At 62.4% G+C, this 14,991-nt stretch carries 12 protein-coding genes; 3 read left to right on the top strand and 9 right to left on the bottom strand.

The window, feature by feature from the left end:
- Positions 1-505: 505 nt before the first annotated feature.
- A complete protein-coding gene (gene uvrA, locus DS839_RS02915) occupies positions 506-3,433 on the top strand; it encodes an excinuclease ABC subunit UvrA (protein WP_119268763.1) in 2,928 nt (975 codons plus the stop codon).
- 4 nt (positions 3,434-3,437) lie between these two features.
- On the opposite strand, the gene DS839_RS02910 is transcribed toward uvrA, so the two are convergent.
- The 3 genes from DS839_RS02910 to DS839_RS02900 are packed head-to-tail and all read right to left on the bottom strand — an operon-like array spanning position 3,438 to position 6,547.
- Positions 3,438-4,706 carry an MFS transporter gene (locus tag DS839_RS02910; protein ID WP_119268762.1) on the bottom strand — a complete coding sequence of 423 codons (1,269 nt, stop codon included), beginning with the start codon at positions 4,704-4,706 and terminating at the stop codon, positions 3,438-3,440.
- Positions 4,707-4,708: 2 nt separating this feature from the next.
- Positions 4,709-5,548 carry an NAD(P)H-binding protein gene (locus tag DS839_RS02905; RefSeq protein ID WP_119268761.1) on the bottom strand — a complete coding sequence of 280 codons (840 nt, stop codon included), beginning with the start codon at positions 5,546-5,548 and terminating at the stop codon, positions 4,709-4,711.
- Positions 5,549-5,581: 33 nt separating this feature from the next.
- Positions 5,582-6,547 (bottom strand): hypothetical protein, encoded by a 966-nt coding sequence (locus DS839_RS02900; RefSeq protein WP_162918252.1) that lies wholly within the window; start codon positions 6,545-6,547, stop codon positions 5,582-5,584.
- Positions 6,548-6,937: 390 nt separating this feature from the next.
- Between DS839_RS02900 and DS839_RS02895 the strand changes: the two genes are divergently transcribed.
- A complete protein-coding gene (locus DS839_RS02895) occupies positions 6,938-7,672 on the top strand; it encodes an SDR family NAD(P)-dependent oxidoreductase (RefSeq protein ID WP_119268759.1) in 735 nt (244 codons plus the stop codon).
- Positions 7,673-7,687: 15 nt separating this feature from the next.
- Here the strand turns inward: DS839_RS02895 and DS839_RS02890 are convergent, their stop codons facing one another.
- The 3 genes from DS839_RS02890 to DS839_RS02880 all read right to left on the bottom strand — a co-directional run bounded on the left by DS839_RS02890 (position 7,688) and on the right by DS839_RS02880 (position 11,007).
- A complete protein-coding gene (locus DS839_RS02890) occupies positions 7,688-9,001 on the bottom strand; it encodes a replication-associated recombination protein A (RefSeq protein WP_119268758.1) in 1,314 nt (437 codons plus the stop codon).
- Positions 9,002-9,162: 161 nt separating this feature from the next.
- A complete protein-coding gene (locus DS839_RS02885; protein ID WP_119268757.1) occupies positions 9,163-10,560 on the bottom strand; it encodes a DegQ family serine endoprotease in 1,398 nt (465 codons plus the stop codon).
- 9 nt (positions 10,561-10,569) lie between these two features.
- Positions 10,570-11,007, bottom strand: a complete 438-nt coding sequence (locus DS839_RS02880) for an Lrp/AsnC family transcriptional regulator (RefSeq protein WP_119268756.1) — start codon at positions 11,005-11,007, stop codon at positions 10,570-10,572.
- Positions 11,008-11,279: 272 nt separating this feature from the next.
- Between DS839_RS02880 and DS839_RS02875 the strand changes: the two genes are divergently transcribed.
- Complete coding sequence (locus tag DS839_RS02875; protein WP_119268755.1) at positions 11,280-13,061, top strand: tetratricopeptide repeat protein; 1,782 nt, start codon at positions 11,280-11,282, stop codon at positions 13,059-13,061.
- A 17-nt stretch (positions 13,062-13,078) separates the two neighbouring features.
- Here DS839_RS02875 and DS839_RS02870 read toward each other — a convergent pair whose 3' ends face one another.
- From DS839_RS02870 to DS839_RS02860, 3 genes are all read right to left on the bottom strand, one after another.
- Positions 13,079-13,381: a DUF6958 family protein gene (locus DS839_RS02870; RefSeq protein ID WP_119268754.1), complete on the bottom strand. Its 303-nt coding sequence runs from the start codon at positions 13,379-13,381 to the stop codon at positions 13,079-13,081.
- 87 nt (positions 13,382-13,468) lie between these two features.
- Positions 13,469-13,903 carry a 50S ribosomal protein L17 gene (gene rplQ / locus DS839_RS02865; protein ID WP_119268753.1) on the bottom strand — a complete coding sequence of 145 codons (435 nt, stop codon included), beginning with the start codon at positions 13,901-13,903 and terminating at the stop codon, positions 13,469-13,471.
- Positions 13,904-13,922: 19 nt separating this feature from the next.
- A complete protein-coding gene (locus tag DS839_RS02860; RefSeq protein WP_119268752.1) occupies positions 13,923-14,945 on the bottom strand; it encodes a DNA-directed RNA polymerase subunit alpha in 1,023 nt (340 codons plus the stop codon).
- Between the last annotated feature and the right edge of the window lie 46 nt (positions 14,946-14,991).

The following is a 14,991-nucleotide window of genomic DNA, read 5'->3' as shown; positions in this document are numbered from 1 at the left end:
TGAGACGACCCAGCTATCGGTGTCTCGCTCTCGCGTGAGCTATTCAAATTGTAGGATGAGCGGCCTGATCAGTGACGTTTTGTGCTGCAGCGCGCTGTCAGGACCGTGACTGCGGAACTTGCCGCAGTCGAAGAAGGTAGCCCGGTGGATTCATGCCTCCCTCCTCTTCTTGTTTATGTTCCGTCACCGACCCTGCGATCGATGAATGATTTTATCTTGGTCCTCCTGCCTTCGATGTCAAGTCAAAAGGGCCAGCCCTTGGCCTCCACATCTTGAAAAGCCTGAACTGTGACCAATATGCAGCATCGCGCCGGGTACCACACCGTCGCGGCCTCGCTTCTCTGACGTTGCAGTGACAGGGTTCCCCTTACGAGCTTGCGGCTTCCGCCAACGGCTGTGGACAGCGGTCAAGCTGCTGACATGTTCTGGCGCTTGAAAGATGCAGCATGTGGACTGGGTGCTCGCCGAGCTTGCCCCCGTTCCCCTTTTGGTCTAGTCAACCACCATGGCTGAAAACAAGAAAATCATCGCTATTCAGGGCGCGCGTGAGCACAATCTGAAGAACATCTCGCTCGAGCTGCCGCGCGACCGGCTGATCGTCTTCACCGGGCTTTCCGGTTCCGGCAAATCCTCGCTTGCCTTCGACACGATCTATGCCGAGGGCCAGCGGCGCTATGTCGAAAGCCTTTCGGCCTATGCCCGCCAGTTCCTCGAGATGATGCAGAAGCCCGATGTCGACCAGATCGACGGCCTCTCGCCCGCCATTTCCATCGAGCAGAAGACGACCAGCCGCAATCCACGCTCGACGGTCGGCACCGTCACCGAGATCTATGATTATATGCGGCTGCTCTTCGCCCGCATCGGCGTCGCCTATTCGCCCGCCACCGGCCTTCCCATCGAGAGCCAGACGGTGACCCAGATGGTCGACCGGATCATGGACCTCCCCGAGGGCACCCGCCTCTATCTTCTGGCGCCGATCGTCCGTGGCCGCAAAGGCGAGTACCGCAAGGAGCTCGCCGATCTCCAGAAAAAGGGCTTCCAGCGCGTCAAGGTCGACGGCAAGTTCCACGAGATCGACGCGGTTCCCGCCCTCGACAAGAAGTTCAAGCACGATATCGATGTGGTGATCGACCGCATCGTGGTCAGGAGCGATCTCGGCAACCGCCTCGCCGACAGTTTCGAGACGGCGCTCAAGCTCGCCGACGGCTTGGCCATCGCCGAATATGCCGACAAGCCCCTGCCGCCCTCGCGCACCAGCGAGGAGAGCGCCAACAAATCGAAGAACGAGACGCATGAGCGCCTTCTCTTCTCGGAGAAATTCGCCTGCCCCGTCTCGGGCTTCACCATCGAGGAGATCGAGCCCCGCCTCTTCTCCTTCAACAATCCCTTCGGCGCCTGCCCCAAATGCGACGGCCTCGGCACCGAGCTCCGGTTCGAGCCGGATCTCGTCGTGCCCGATCCAACGCTATCGCTGCGCGAGGGCGCGATATTGCCCTGGGCCAAGACCGGCAACACCTCGCCCTATTACACCCAGACGCTCGAGGCGCTGGCGAAATACTACAAATTCTCGATGACGGCGCCGTGGAAGGACCTGCCGAAGAAGGCGCGGGACGCCGTGCTCTTCGGCACCGGCGATGACGAGATCACTTTCGTCTATGACGACGGGCTTCGCACCTACAAGACCAAGAAGGCCTTCGAGGGCGTCATCGGCAATATCGAGCGGCGCTGGCGCGAGACCGATTCGCAATGGATGCGCGAGGAGCTGTCGCGCTATCAGTCGGACCATCCGTGCGATGCCTGCGGCGGCTATCGCCTGAAACCCCAGGCGCTCGCCGTCAAGGTCGACAAGCTCCATATCGGCCAGGTCTCCGATATGTCGATCCGCGCCGCCAATGACTGGTTCGGCAGGCTCGAGCCCAAGCTCAAGCCCAAGGACCGCGAGATCGCCCATCGCATCCTGAAAGAGATCCGTGCCCGCCTCAAATTCCTGGTCGATGTCGGCTTGGATTACCTCAACTTGTCGCGCGTCTCGGGCTCGCTTTCGGGCGGCGAGAGCCAGCGCATCAGGCTCGCCTCCCAGATCGGCTCAGGTTTGACCGGCGTTCTCTATGTGCTGGACGAGCCTTCGATCGGGCTGCATCAGCGCGACAATGCCCGCCTTCTCGAGACGCTCATCCATTTGCGCGACATCGGCAACACCGTCATCGTCGTCGAGCATGACGAGGATGCGATCCGGCTCGCGGATTTCGTCGTCGATATCGGTCCCGGCGCCGGCGTCCATGGCGGCGAGATCGTGGCGCAGGGCAGCCCTGAGCAGGTCATGGCCAATCCGCGCTCGCTGACGGGCCAGTATCTCGTCGGTCTGCAGCAGATTCCCCTGCCCCAGCGCCGGCGCCAGCCGGAGAAAGGCCGCCGCATCAAGGTGACGGGCGCCCGCGCCAATAACCTGAAGAACGTGTCGGCGGAGATCCCGCTCGGCGTCTTCACTTGCGTCACCGGCGTGTCGGGCGGCGGCAAGTCGACGCTTCTGATCGACACGATCTACCGCGCCATCGCCCGCAAGCTCATGGGCACGCGCGAGGCGCCGCTCGAGCACGACAAGATCGAGGGCCTCGAATATCTCGACAAGATCATCGACATCGACCAGTCGCCGATCGGCCGGACGCCGCGCTCGAACCCCGCGACCTATACCGGCGCCTTCACGCCCATTCGCGACTGGTTCGCGGGCCTCCCTGAGGCCAAGGCGCGCGGCTATGAACCCGGCCGCTTCTCTTTCAATGTGAAGGGCGGGCGCTGCGAGACCTGCCAGGGCGACGGCGTCATCAAGATCGAGATGCACTTCCTGCCCGACGTCTATGTCACCTGCGATGCCTGCCACGGCAAGCGCTACAATCGCGAGACGCTGGAGATCAAGTTCAAGGACAAGTCGATCGCCGACGTGCTCGACATGACGGTGGCCGAAGGGGCCGAGTTCTTCCGCGCCGTGCCTTTGGTGCGCGACAAGCTCGAGACGCTGCAGCGCGTGGGGTTGGGCTATATCCATATCGGCCAGCAGGCGACGACACTTTCGGGCGGCGAGGCGCAGCGGGTCAAGCTCGCCAAGGAATTGTCGAAGCGTGCCACCGGGCGCACCATCTATCTGCTCGACGAGCCGACGACGGGCCTCCATTTCCACGATGTGCGCAAGCTCCTCGAAGTGCTGCACGAGCTGGTCGACCAGGGCAACACGGTCGTGGTCATCGAGCACAATCTCGAAGTGATCAAGACCGCCGATTGGATCATCGACATGGGTCCCGAAGGCGGCGATGGCGGCGGCGAGGTGGTCTTCGCCGGCACGCCGGAGGACTGCGTGAAGGCGCCTAGGAGCTATACGGGCCAGTTCCTCAAGGATGTGCTGCGCCGTGGGCGGACGAAGACCGAAGCAGCGGAGTAAGTACCTACTTGCTTCCTTGCTGCACTTCGGAAACCCGGCCTGGAGTGACCTCCAGATAGGGAGCAAGGCGCTTGCGGCGCATGAAAATCATGAACGACACCGCCAATCCGATCATCGCCGCGACGACCACTGGCCAGCGAATGCCGACCAGATCGCCGATATAGCCGAGCAGCAGCGCGCCACCCGAGGGTGCCGCATTGAATATCACCGAATAGAAGCTGAGGACGCGCCCCCGTACCGCATCATCGAGCCCCGACTGGACCAGGGTCTGGGCGACGATGTTCTTGCCCGTGACCCCGACGCCCACCAGGAACATCAGGACGAGTGCTATGATCGAATTGGTGCTGAGCGCGAAAAGTGCCGTTGCAGTCGCGCCGATCAAGCCGAAGCCGGCGAGGATGGTCGTCAGCCCCGAATATTGCTGACGCCAGGAAAGCAGCAATCCGACTGAGAGTGCGCCCGCACCCATGGCCGAGATCAGCGCCGCGAAGCCGCCCGGGCCCTTGTCGAACACGCCTGCCGCAAAGGCCGGCAAAAGATCGGCCAGGGGGCGCACGGTGATCGCGAATATGCCGATCAGGATGAAAAGCGGCCGCATGCCCGGATGTGCGGCGACGACCGCGATCCCCTGCCAGACGCCACCCCTCGATTTCTGGCGCGGCGGCGATGTGTCGCCGGCCGTAAGATCCATCATGAGGAGCGCTGCGACGACGGCAACGAAGCTCAAGCCATTGAGGGCGAAGGCCGTGCTGATGCCGCCCCATATGATGGCGGGGCCGGCGATCATTGGACCGAGGATCCGCGCGACATTGGCGAGCACGGACGTCAAGGCGATCACATTGGGCAGATCTTGCGGCGGTGCGAGCTTCGGGATGAGGGTCTGACGCACGGGCTGCCAGAAGGTGCTGTTCAATCCGAGAAGCGCCGTCGCCAGCACGAGGATCCATTCATTCACCAGGCCCAGTGCCTGCAGAACGGCGAGCAGGCCCGCTTCGAGCGCCGCCAGCGTCTGGAAGATCAGCGCGACCCGCCGGCGATCCAGGCTGTCGGCGACGAGGCCGGATATCGGCCAGAGCAGGAGGCGCGGCAGGATCTCGGCGAGGGCCAGCACGCCCAGCCAGGTGGCGGATCCGGTCAGCTGCCACATCAGCCAGCCGGCCGCCACGTCATGGATGCGCGATCCGGCAAGGCTCAGAACCTGGCCCGACGCAAAGAGGCGGAAATTCCGGTTTCGAAAGGCTCTGAGCGGACCAGCGCCGAGATCGATCTTCATCTTCAGGACAAGGTATTGTGCCGCTTCAGGAAGTCTTCAAAACGCTCCGGGGGCCGCGACATCAGATCCACGAAGCGATCCGAGGTGTCGGCATACCGCCCCTCCTCTATGGACGCGCACAAGGACGAGAATGCCACGGGCCAGGGCTCTTCCATCTCCGCCTGGAGCCGCTTCATGTAGTCTTCCGACGCGCATGGTCGATAAGTGAACATCTTGCCCATGACCCGGCTCGCCGCCGCGGCGATCTCGTCCATGGAATAGGATTCGGAACCGGTCAGTGCCCAGATCGGCTCCACATCGTGCAGCACGGCATGAACGGCGGCGGCAGCCACATCATCGCGCGCTACGGGAGCGATGCGTGCGTTTCCGAGCGGCAGCGAAATCTGCTCGTCATCGAGCCAATGGCGGGTGATGAAATCGGAGTAAAGACCGCAGCGGATGACCGACGATGAAAATCGCGAAGCCTTCAGTTGCTGCTCGGCGTCACGATAGACCGGCGCATAATAGAAAGGCGAGCTATCCGCGACATCGACGATGCTCGTGAACACCACTTGCACGACCGCGCTGCGACTTGCCGCGGCGATCACATTGGCGTGCTGGCGCAGCATGTCCGCGGCAAAGCCGTCGCCGGCAATGAACAGCAGCTTCGTCGCTTGGGCAAACGCCCGGTCAAGGCTGAGCGGATCGTCATAGTCGGCGATGACCGTGGGAACGCCGGGCGGGACCGCTTGCCGCAAACGTTCCGCATTGCGGCCCATCGCGGTTACCGGAAGTCCGAGGTCCAACAGACGAGATACGGCCCTGCTTCCGATGTAGCCGCTGGCCCCCGTGACGACGATCATGCGTTCTTCTTCCTGAAATGCTCAGTGCGCTTTTTAGTCCTTTTCCACTTTCCGCAACATGAACACTTCGACAGCCCACACGAACAGGCCGAGGGCGATGAAGAGCTCTTTATATTCGGTGATATCCCAGATGCGCTCGAAGCTGTCGCCGAAGGCAATGAACAGGATCTGCGCCACAATGATCGCGATCCCGAGGCCCGCACAGAGAATCGCCTCGGCCGGGTACTTGTCGCGCCAGGCCCGCCAGGCAAAATAGAGGACGATACCGACCGTCAGATAGGTCGTCATCTGCATCGCCAGTAAATCCCAGCCATTGTAATTCAGGGCCGCCAGGGGTGCGGCAACCAGGGCGACGCAACGGCTTGGGATGAGGGGAGTGAGGTCTCCAATCCTCATGGCCTGCGGCAGCGTGGCATGGATGAAAGGCAGGAGGACCAGAAAGGCGAAGCCCACGAGCTTGTGCAAGGTGCCGACCTGGTTGGTCGCGAGATTGTGCAGATTGAGCTCGTGCTGGATATTGCCGCTGAGCGCCTCTGGCGTAGGGAAACCGAAGATCCGCTGCATCCAGGATATCTCTTCCATGCCGAGCGCGAACAGGAGTCCGGCGCTGAGAAGCAGCGCCGTGCCGATCCAGGAGATCGCCTTCCCGCCCCGCATGACAGTGCGGGCCCAGCACCGGAGCAGGAGAAAGCTTGCCGCGATCGGCAGGAGTGCCGATGCCCATTCGACGAACCCGTCCTCGCGGCTCATCCGGCTGAAGGTCGTGGGCGTCAGCAGGAACACCGCCAGGAACACACTGAGAAGCGCCAGCGACAGAGCGACGGCGGCCGTCTGCCCGATGGTGAGCGGCCTCCCTCTTGGCGCTCGAGTCCAACCCACGAAGGCCGCAAGGACCACGAGAGACAACAGAGCCGTGAAGACCGATCGTCCGAAGGCGTAGAGATCGAGGTCCGGCGCTTTATTGGGCAGCACCGGCACCGACCATAGGATGTATTCCAAGGCCGCCCACAGACCGAGGACACACACTGTGGCGGCCAGCACGACAAGGGGCGGGCCGAACCCGCCAGAGTGCTCATCGAGGTTTTCAGTTGGGGCGATTTTCGATGTCAGATCAACCAATTGCCTTGAAAACCCCGCGTCATGAAGCTGTTACAAGGCATTTGCCTGGGCAAAGGTGTCTTTCTGTGGGCGGCCGTATTCCGATCACCATCTCGTGATTAAAGTCATTCGGTATGATATAACTCACATATTTAATTGGAAGTTCTCGGAAATTTGTTCGAAAGTCTTTGCAACTTTTCAGTGGTTTCTGCGTAAAACCTATTCTGGGTTTCAGCCCTACGACCGGGATTATCACTGGCTGAACCTACGGCTTCGGGGGTATTGCTTTGCATGTCCAGTCTGCCTCTCGCCTTGATTACCGGCGGTTCTCGGGGTCTCGGTTTTGAAACAGCGCGCCAATTGGGAAAGCTCGGCTACCGGCTGTTCATCGCCAGCCGCACCGTTCCTCGTCTCGAGCAGGCGGCGCAGTCCCTGCGCGCCGAAGGCCATCTCGTCAGCTTTCACGCCTTCGACATGCAGGATCAGGACTCGATCCAGACGCTCGTCGATGAGGTGAAGAAGAAGGACGCACCCATCGACGTCCTGATCAATTGCGCCGGCGTCATGTATGAGGCCGGCAATGACGACGAAGTTCAAACCGACATCGGCTCGAATGCGAGTGTCCTGCGCAGCCCTGAGCGGAACGTCACCGACACGATCGCCATCAACATGATCGGCACCTGGAGCGTGACTCGCGCCTTGGCGCCCCATCTGGCGCGCGGCGCCCGCATCGTGAATGTGTCCTCCAGCATGGCCTCGCTCGGCGAGATGGGGCCAGGCTATTACGGCTATCGCGCCTCCAAGGCCGGCATCAATGTTTTCACCCGCACGCTCGCTTACGAGATGCGGCCGCGCGGCATCCTGGTGAATTCGGTATGTCCGGGCTGGGTCAAGACCAACATGGGCGGGCCAGGCGCCACGCGCGATGTCGCCGAGGGTGCTGCCGGCATCGTCTGGGCGGCGACGCTGCCGCCTGACGGCCCGACCGGCGGTTTCTTCCGCGACGGCCAGGCTATTCCCTGGTGATCACACTTTCTTTGATCACCCTTCCCCGCGCTCGCGCCTGAGCTTGGCCCAATATTCCAGCCGCTTGCGGATCTCGCGCTCGAAGCCGCGTTCCGGCGGATCGTAATAGCGTTCCCGCTTCATCTGCTCGGGGAAATAATTCTGGCCCGAGAAGGCATCGGGCTCGTCATGGTCATATTGATAGCCGGCGCCATATTCCTGCTCCTTCATCAGGCGCGTCGGCGCGTTGAGGATAATCTTGGGCGGCGACAGCGATCCTGTCTCCTTCGCCCGGCTCATCGCCATCTTGAAGGCGGCATAGCCGGCATTCGATTTGGGCGCGGTCGCGAGATAGATGATCGCTTGCGCCAGAGCGAGCTCGCCCTCGGGGCTGCCGAGGAAATCATAGGTCTCCTTGGCCAGGAGCGCCTGCTGCAGCGCCTGCGGATCGGCAAGGCCGATGTCCTCGATTGCCATCCGCACCATCCGGCGCGCGATATAGAGCGGGTTCTCGCCCGCGGTCAGCATGCGCGCGAGATAATAAAGGGCGGCGTCAGGATCGGAGCCGCGCACCGTCTTGTGGAGGGCCGAGATCAGGTTGTAGTGGCCGTCCTGCGACTTGTCATAGAGCGGCACGCGCTTCTGCACGACCTCGGCGAGCTTCGCCGGATCGAGCGGTGCCCCGCCTTCCGGCACGGTGGCGAAGATGTCTTCCACCAAATTGAGCAGATAGCGCCCGTCGCCGTCGGCAAGGTTGGTCAGGATCTGCCGCGCTTCCTCATTGACCGGCAGCGCCCGCTTCTCATGCATTTCGGCGCGCGCGATGAGCGCCTCGAGGGCCGCGGCATCGAGCCGGTTGAGCACCAGGACCTGGGCGCGCGACAAGAGCGCGCCGTTGAGCTCGAAGGACGGGTTCTCCGTGGTCGCGCCGACTAGCGTGATGGTGCCGTCCTCCATGACGGGGAGGAAACTGTCCTGCTGCGAGCGGTTGAAGCGGTGGATCTCGTCGACGAAAAGCAGCGTGCCCTTCCCCTGCTCGCGCCGCGCGCGCGCCACCTCGAAGGCCTTTTTGAGATCGGCGACGCCTGAGAAGATCGCCGACATCTGCTCGAAGACGAGGCCCGTGGCGCCGGCGAGGAGGCGCGCGATCGTGGTCTTGCCGGTGCCGGGCGGTCCCCAGAAGATGACCGAGGGCACGCGCCCGGCCGCGATCATACGGGTAAGAACACCTTCCGGACCGGTGATGTGCTCCTGGCCGACGACGTCGGAAAGCTTCTGCGGCCGCAGGCGGTCGGCGAGCGGCCGCGGCGCGTCCTTCTCGAGCCCCGCCGCCTGGAAGAGATTGGCCATCTAGTGTCCCGGTTCGCAAGTTCGCTGACTTGTACCGTCCCTCCGAGCGAACTTGCGAACCGAAAGGACACTAGAAAACTTAAATGATGCTAGTGTGCTTTTGAACGCGAAGTTCCTGTCGGCGCGGGCCGCCAGATTTCAGGAACTTCGCGTTCAGCACACTAGCCGCCTAGTTGCATGCGGATGACACGCCCGCTGCGATTGATGGCGAACTGCCAGAAGCCGTCGCCCTTGTTGATCGCCTCGTTGAGCGTGTCGACCGAATCGATCACCACGCCGTTCACTTCCAGGATGACATCGCCCTTGCGGAAAAGCCGCCGCGCCGGTCCGCCCTTGATGGCGGACGCGACGACACCGGTCGAGCCGGACGGAAGCCCGAGCTCATCGGCAACGGCGGGCGACAGATTGGCGACGATGAGGCCGGTGAAGGGCGTATTGCCCTTCATCAGCGTCTCGTCGCGGGCCGTGGTCTCGGGTGCGGCGATGAGCTTGATGCGGGTCTCGCGCCGCTCGGTGCCGCGCTGATATTCGACGATGGCCGACGAGCCGACCTGCGCCGTGGCGACGCGGTAAGAGAGCTCCTTGGCGTTCTCGACCGGCTTGCCGTCGAGGCCCAAGATGACATCGCCGCGCTTGAGGCCGGCGACCGCCAGCGGGCTGTTCGGATGGAGGCCGGCGATGAGGGTGCCTTCCGGCCGCGCGAAGCCGAGCGAATCGGCGATCTCGGCCGTGACGTCCTGCGTCTCGGCGCCGATCCACGGCCGCTGGATGCGCCCGCCCGTTTCGGCCGACTGCACCACGGTCTTCACCATATTGACGGGGATGGCGAAGCCGATGCCGATCGAGCCGCCCGAGCGCGAGAAAATGGCGGTATTGATGCCGATGAGATTGCCGTTGAGATCGATGAGAGCTCCGCCGGAATTGCCCGGATTGATCGCTGCATCGGTCTGGATGAAGAACTGATAGTCGGTGATGCCGAGTTGGGTGCGCGCCAGCGCCGAGACGATGCCGCTCGTCACCGTCTGTCCGACGCCGAACGGGTTGCCGATGGCGAGGACCAGATCGCCGACCTCGAGATCGTCCGAATCCCCCATCGCCAATGCGGGCAGATCCTCGTCTTCCGTGTCGATCTTGAGCACCGCGAGGTCGGTGCGCTCGTCGGCGAGGAGCAGCTTGGCTTCGAATTCGCGCCGGTCGGCGAGCACGACGCGGATGTCGCTGCCGCCCAGGATCACGTGGTTGTTGGTGACGATGAGGCCCTTGCCGTCGACGATGACGCCCGAGCCCAGCGAGTTCTGCACCCGCTCGCGCGGCGCTCCGAAAACCCCGTCGCCACCGAAGAAGCGGCGGAAGAACGGGTCCGACAGGGGCCCCTGATCGCGTTGCGCCACGAGGCGCCTGGCATAGACGTTGACGACGGCGGGCGAGGTTTCCTTGACCACGGGCGCGAAGGACATCTGTATGTCGGCGCGCGTCTTCGGCACCGTCCGTTCTTCCGCCGTGGCGGGCAGTGCCAGAAAGCTGAGCAGGATGGCCGCGGCCAGTAGTTTCGACTTCATTCTTTGATCCTAACGCCGATCGATCTTGGTCGACAGAATAATGGCAGATTCTGTCCGGGTTACGCCCGGAATAAGTCCGACGACATCCAGCATCCGGTCCATGTCCTCTGCCGAGGAGGTGCGGGCCAGGGCCACGAGATCGAACTTGCCCGCGACGCTGTGGAGCGCTTCGATCTGCGCCAGCTTGCTCAAGGCCCGCCCGACCTCGACCAGCCGGCGCGCTTCCACCGCGATGGTCACATAAGCGCGAATGCTGGCTTTGTCGACCGGGCTTGCGAGCCTGACCGAATAGCCGGCGATCACCCCCTGCTCTTCCAGTCGCCTGATACGGTCCTGAACTGTCGTACGGGAAAGTTTCAGCTTCCGGGCCAGGGAGGCCACGGGCTCGCGCGCATTGAGGCGCAGAAGAGCCAGCAAGTCTTCGTCTTTTTGGGTCAGTATCGCCATCCGTCACCTTGCCGGAAAACTGGTCATTTCGACGTCAAAACCGGCAATCGGCTGCATAACGCCGTCTGCGCTCCGACGCAACCGTGAAGGAAAGTTTGTCCAGTTTTGCGTCAGTTGCCGGGGCAATGTGCCTATAAAAGCAGGGTGGCGAAAAACGAGAAAAGCGGGCCTTGCGCCCGCTTTTCGATTTTGGGCCTCACCCCTGCCCTTCACGTGATCATTGCCATTATGCCGCGGTTTTGCGACATCTGGGGCGCTAACCGGGGACAGCCATGACACGCGGCGAGAAAATCGCCTGGATCTGGGTGTGGAGCGCGATGGCGCTCTTCGCCGCCGCTGCCGTCTTTGCGGCCTGGCATTATAGCCATCTCCCTCTCGGCTATTTCCGAGGCTTCATCTGCTCCGGGCCGAACGGACCCGTCGCCACTTCCGCATGCGAGCGGATCGCTTTCGATGATCAGCTGCCGGTTGGGCTCCGCACGACCGCCCTCAGAAGGTTGATCGACCTTTCCGCGAATGATCAACCGAAGGTCCAGATCGATCGCCTGACTTTGCTGATCGAATTGGAGGCCGCCACCCCCGAGGACTGGAACCTGCGGGGATTGTCCTATTATTCGCTCCACGACTACGAGAAAGCGGCCAAGGATTTCGAGCAAGCGGCCCGGTTGAACAACGTGGTGGGCGTATATTGGTCGAATCTCGGCGATGCGCAGATCGAAATCAGAAAATACAAGGAAGCCTTCGACAATTACACGACCGCCATGAAAAACGGCAACGATACGCCCGAGGTGCTGGGCAATCGCGGCTGGGCCAGCTATCAACTGGGCAATTACGAAAAGGCCGCTGAGGACTACGCTCGGGCGATCGAGCAAGATCCGCGGCACGCCGACAATCTCAACGAGCGGGGACTGGTTCGTCATGCTCTGGGTGAGTATGAGAGTGCGCTCGGCGACTACGATCGTGCGCTGACGCTGAAGCCCGACAATCCCATCATCCTCACCAATCGCGCCATCACCCATGTCCGGATCGGCAACGCCGATAAGGCCCGCGAGGACCTCGTCCGCGCCATTGCCGCCGATCCGAATTACGAGCCGGCCCGCGTGGAAATAACCTGGCTGCTGATCGAGGACGGCGAGCCTGAACGCGCCCTCGCCGAATTGCAGGCGCTCGAACACAACGGTCCCCTGACCATATCGGCGCTCGAGGCAAGGAGCCGGGCGCATCTCGACCTGGGACATTGGCAAGAGACGATTGCCGATGTCGACCGGGCTCTGGCGCTCGGCGCCACTTCCAATTGGCCTTATGACCATCGCGCCAAGGCCAAGCGCGGGCTTGGCGACTATGAAGGCGCGATTGCCGACCTGACGGTCCTGATCGCCCGCGATCCCAAGAATATTGATCTGCTGGCCACGCGCGCAATCGTGCTCCAACTCGCCGGCCGTACTCAGGCGGCGCTTGACGAGATGAATCGGGCGATCACGGATAATAACGATCCGGCCTATGCCTATGAGATAAGAAGCAACATCCACCTCAACGCCGGGCAAATCCAGGACGCGCTCACCGACGTGCGGCAATCCGTAACCCTGACGCCGCAGTCTCCTTACTCGGCAGCAGCGTTGGGCTGGACCCTGCTTGAGGATCAAAAGTCTGCCGAGGCCATCAGGGAATGCAGCAGGTCCCTGACAATCAGACCGACTGCCGGCGCCTATGCCTGCCGCGCCATAGCGGAGCTCGCCTTGCAGAAAACCGAGGCTGCGCAGGAAGATGCATATCTGGCCCTGAGATTGAACAAGCGATTGGGTCTTGTGTATTTGGCTCTGGGCCGCGCCGATCTCGCACAGGATCGACCGGAACGCGCGATGCAGAGGTTCAGCGAGGCGCTGAAGTTCGACATATATGAAAGAACCGAACTCTACATGTATCGCGGCGATGCCGAGGCCGCGCTCGGTCATTTCGAGAGCGCTCGCTCGGACTACGAGACGGCACGCAAATTCGACACCGGTCTCCGCCGGCAGGTGATCGACGAACGCCTCGCCAAGCTGCCCAGCCAGTAGACGGCGGCTGTCCTTCTTCAGTTCTTATGCAGCCTGAGCGGCGACGTCTTCGTCCGGGTGATGATGCCCTTGGCTTCGAGGTCGAGCTGGACGGCTTTCGTCCACCAGCCGGCCTTGGCGCCGCCGGGGAACAGCGTCTGCGGCAGATGCGGCAGCACACGGTCCTCCAGTTCGGCGACGGTCAGGCCGGGCGCCTTCTTGGGCAGGACCTTGAGGACGGCGCGCTTCATCGCCTCATACAGGCGGGCATCGGCGCTGTGCGATTTGCCCGGATGGTTGATATTTTCCAGGGTAACGCGTTCAGAGCTGTCGCGGGACATGGCGTTCCTCCAACTCTCGGATGAAGCGATACTAACAAAAAAGCGGGCCATGAGCCCGCTTTTACGCAATACGACAACTGGCCGATATCAGGCGGCGGCGCTCTCTGCGGTCGCTTCCTCGCCCGTCTTCATCGTCGGACCGGAGTCCTGGCCCTTGGCATTGACGTCGCGATCGACGAATTCAATCACCGCGCGCGGTGCCGAGTCGCCATGGCGGAAGCCCGCCTTGAGGACGCGCGTATAGCCGCCCTTGCGCTCGGCATAGCGCTTGGCGAGCACTTCGAAGAGCTTCTTGACCTGGGCCTCATCGCCGATCTCGGCGATCGCCTGGCGGCGCGCCGCGAGATCGCCCTTCTTGCCGAGCGTCACCAGCTTCTCGACCACCGGACGCAGGTCCTTGGCCTTGGGCAGCGTGGTGACGATCTGCTCATGCTTGATCAGCGATGCAGCCAGGTTGGCGAGCATCGCCTTCCTGTGGGAGGCCGAGCGGTTGAACCGGCGGCCGGCAAATCCGTGACGCATGATGACGTCTCCTCAAATCTCAATAATGCGTTTCGTATTTCTTGGCGAGCTCGTCGATATTCTCCGGCGGCCAGTTCGGCACTTCCATGCCGAGATGCAGGCCCATCTGGGCCAGCACTTCCTTGATCTCGTTGAGCGACTTGCGCCCGAAGTTCGGCGTGCGGAGCATCTCCGCCTCGCTCTTCTGGATGAGATCGCCGATATAGACGATGTTGTCGTTCTTGAGACAGTTGGCCGAGCGCACCGAAAGCTCGAGCTCGTCGACCTTCTTGAGCAACGCCGCGTTGAATTCGAGCTCGGGACGGACGTCCTCGTGCACGATCTTCGAGGGTTCGTCGAAATTGATGAACACCGAGAGCTGGTCCTGCAGGATGCGCGCGGCATAGGCGACGGCATCCTCGGGGCTCATCGAGCCGTTGGTCTCGACCGTCATGATGAGCTTGTCATAGTCGAGGATCTGGCCCTCGCGGGTGTTCTCGATCTTGTAGGACACGCGGCGCACCGGGCTGTAGATGCTGTCGACCGGGATGAGCCCGATCGGCGCGTCCTCGGGACGGTTGCGCTCGGAGGGAACATAGCCCTTGCCGGTGTTGACGGTGAACTCCATGCGCACTTCGGCACCCTCGTCGAGCGTGCAGATGACATGCTCGGGGTTCAGGATCTGGATATCGCCAGTTTGCTGGATGTCGCCGGCCTTGACGACGCCCGGGCCTTCCTTGCGCAGCACGAGCCGCTTCGGCCCTTCCGCATGCATGGCAATGGCGATTTCCTTGATATTGATGACGATGTCGGTGACGTCCTCGCGCACGCCCGCGATCGAGGAGAACTCATGCAACACGCCGTCGATCTGCACCGAGCTCACCGCCGCACCCTGGAGCGATGAGAGAAGGACGCGGCGCAGCGCATTGCCGAGCGTCGTGCCGAAGCCGCGCTCGAGCGGCTCGGCGACCAGCGTCGCCACCCGCTTGCGTTCACGCCCGGCCGAGACTTCGAGCTTGCTCGGACGGATGAGTTCCTGCCAGTTCTTCTGATTCACGTGCATGGTATCGTCCTGTTCAGAACCGTGACGCCTCAACCGGCGTCGGGTC

The sequence above is a fragment of the Taklimakanibacter deserti genome, from assembly GCA_003574785.1.
This window is presented reverse-complemented; position numbering and strand designations above follow the sequence as displayed.

Bases quoted from the DNA above. Each gene is read 5' to 3' on its own strand.
- uvrA (WP_119268763.1), top strand. From the start codon at position 506: ATGGCTGAAAACAAGAAAATCATCGCTATTCAGGGCGCGCGTGAGCAC.
- DS839_RS02910 (WP_119268762.1), bottom strand. From the start codon at position 4,706: ATGAAGATCGATCTCGGCGCTGGTCCGCTCAGAGCCTTTCGAAACCGG.
- DS839_RS02905 (WP_119268761.1), bottom strand. From the start codon at position 5,548: ATGATCGTCGTCACGGGGGCCAGCGGCTACATCGGAAGCAGGGCCGTA.
- DS839_RS02895 (WP_119268759.1), top strand. From the start codon at position 6,938: ATGTCCAGTCTGCCTCTCGCCTTGATTACCGGCGGTTCTCGGGGTCTC.
- DS839_RS02890 (WP_119268758.1), bottom strand. From the start codon at position 9,001: ATGGCCAATCTCTTCCAGGCGGCGGGGCTCGAGAAGGACGCGCCGCGG.
- DS839_RS02885 (WP_119268757.1), bottom strand. From the start codon at position 10,560: ATGAAGTCGAAACTACTGGCCGCGGCCATCCTGCTCAGCTTTCTGGCA.
- DS839_RS02880 (WP_119268756.1), bottom strand. From the start codon at position 11,007: ATGGCGATACTGACCCAAAAAGACGAAGACTTGCTGGCTCTTCTGCGC.
- DS839_RS02875 (WP_119268755.1), top strand. From the start codon at position 11,280: ATGACACGCGGCGAGAAAATCGCCTGGATCTGGGTGTGGAGCGCGATG.
- DS839_RS02870 (WP_119268754.1), bottom strand. From the start codon at position 13,381: ATGTCCCGCGACAGCTCTGAACGCGTTACCCTGGAAAATATCAACCAT.
- rplQ (WP_119268753.1), bottom strand. From the start codon at position 13,903: ATGCGTCACGGATTTGCCGGCCGCCGGTTCAACCGCTCGGCCTCCCAC.
- DS839_RS02860 (WP_119268752.1), bottom strand. From the start codon at position 14,945: ATGCACGTGAATCAGAAGAACTGGCAGGAACTCATCCGTCCGAGCAAG.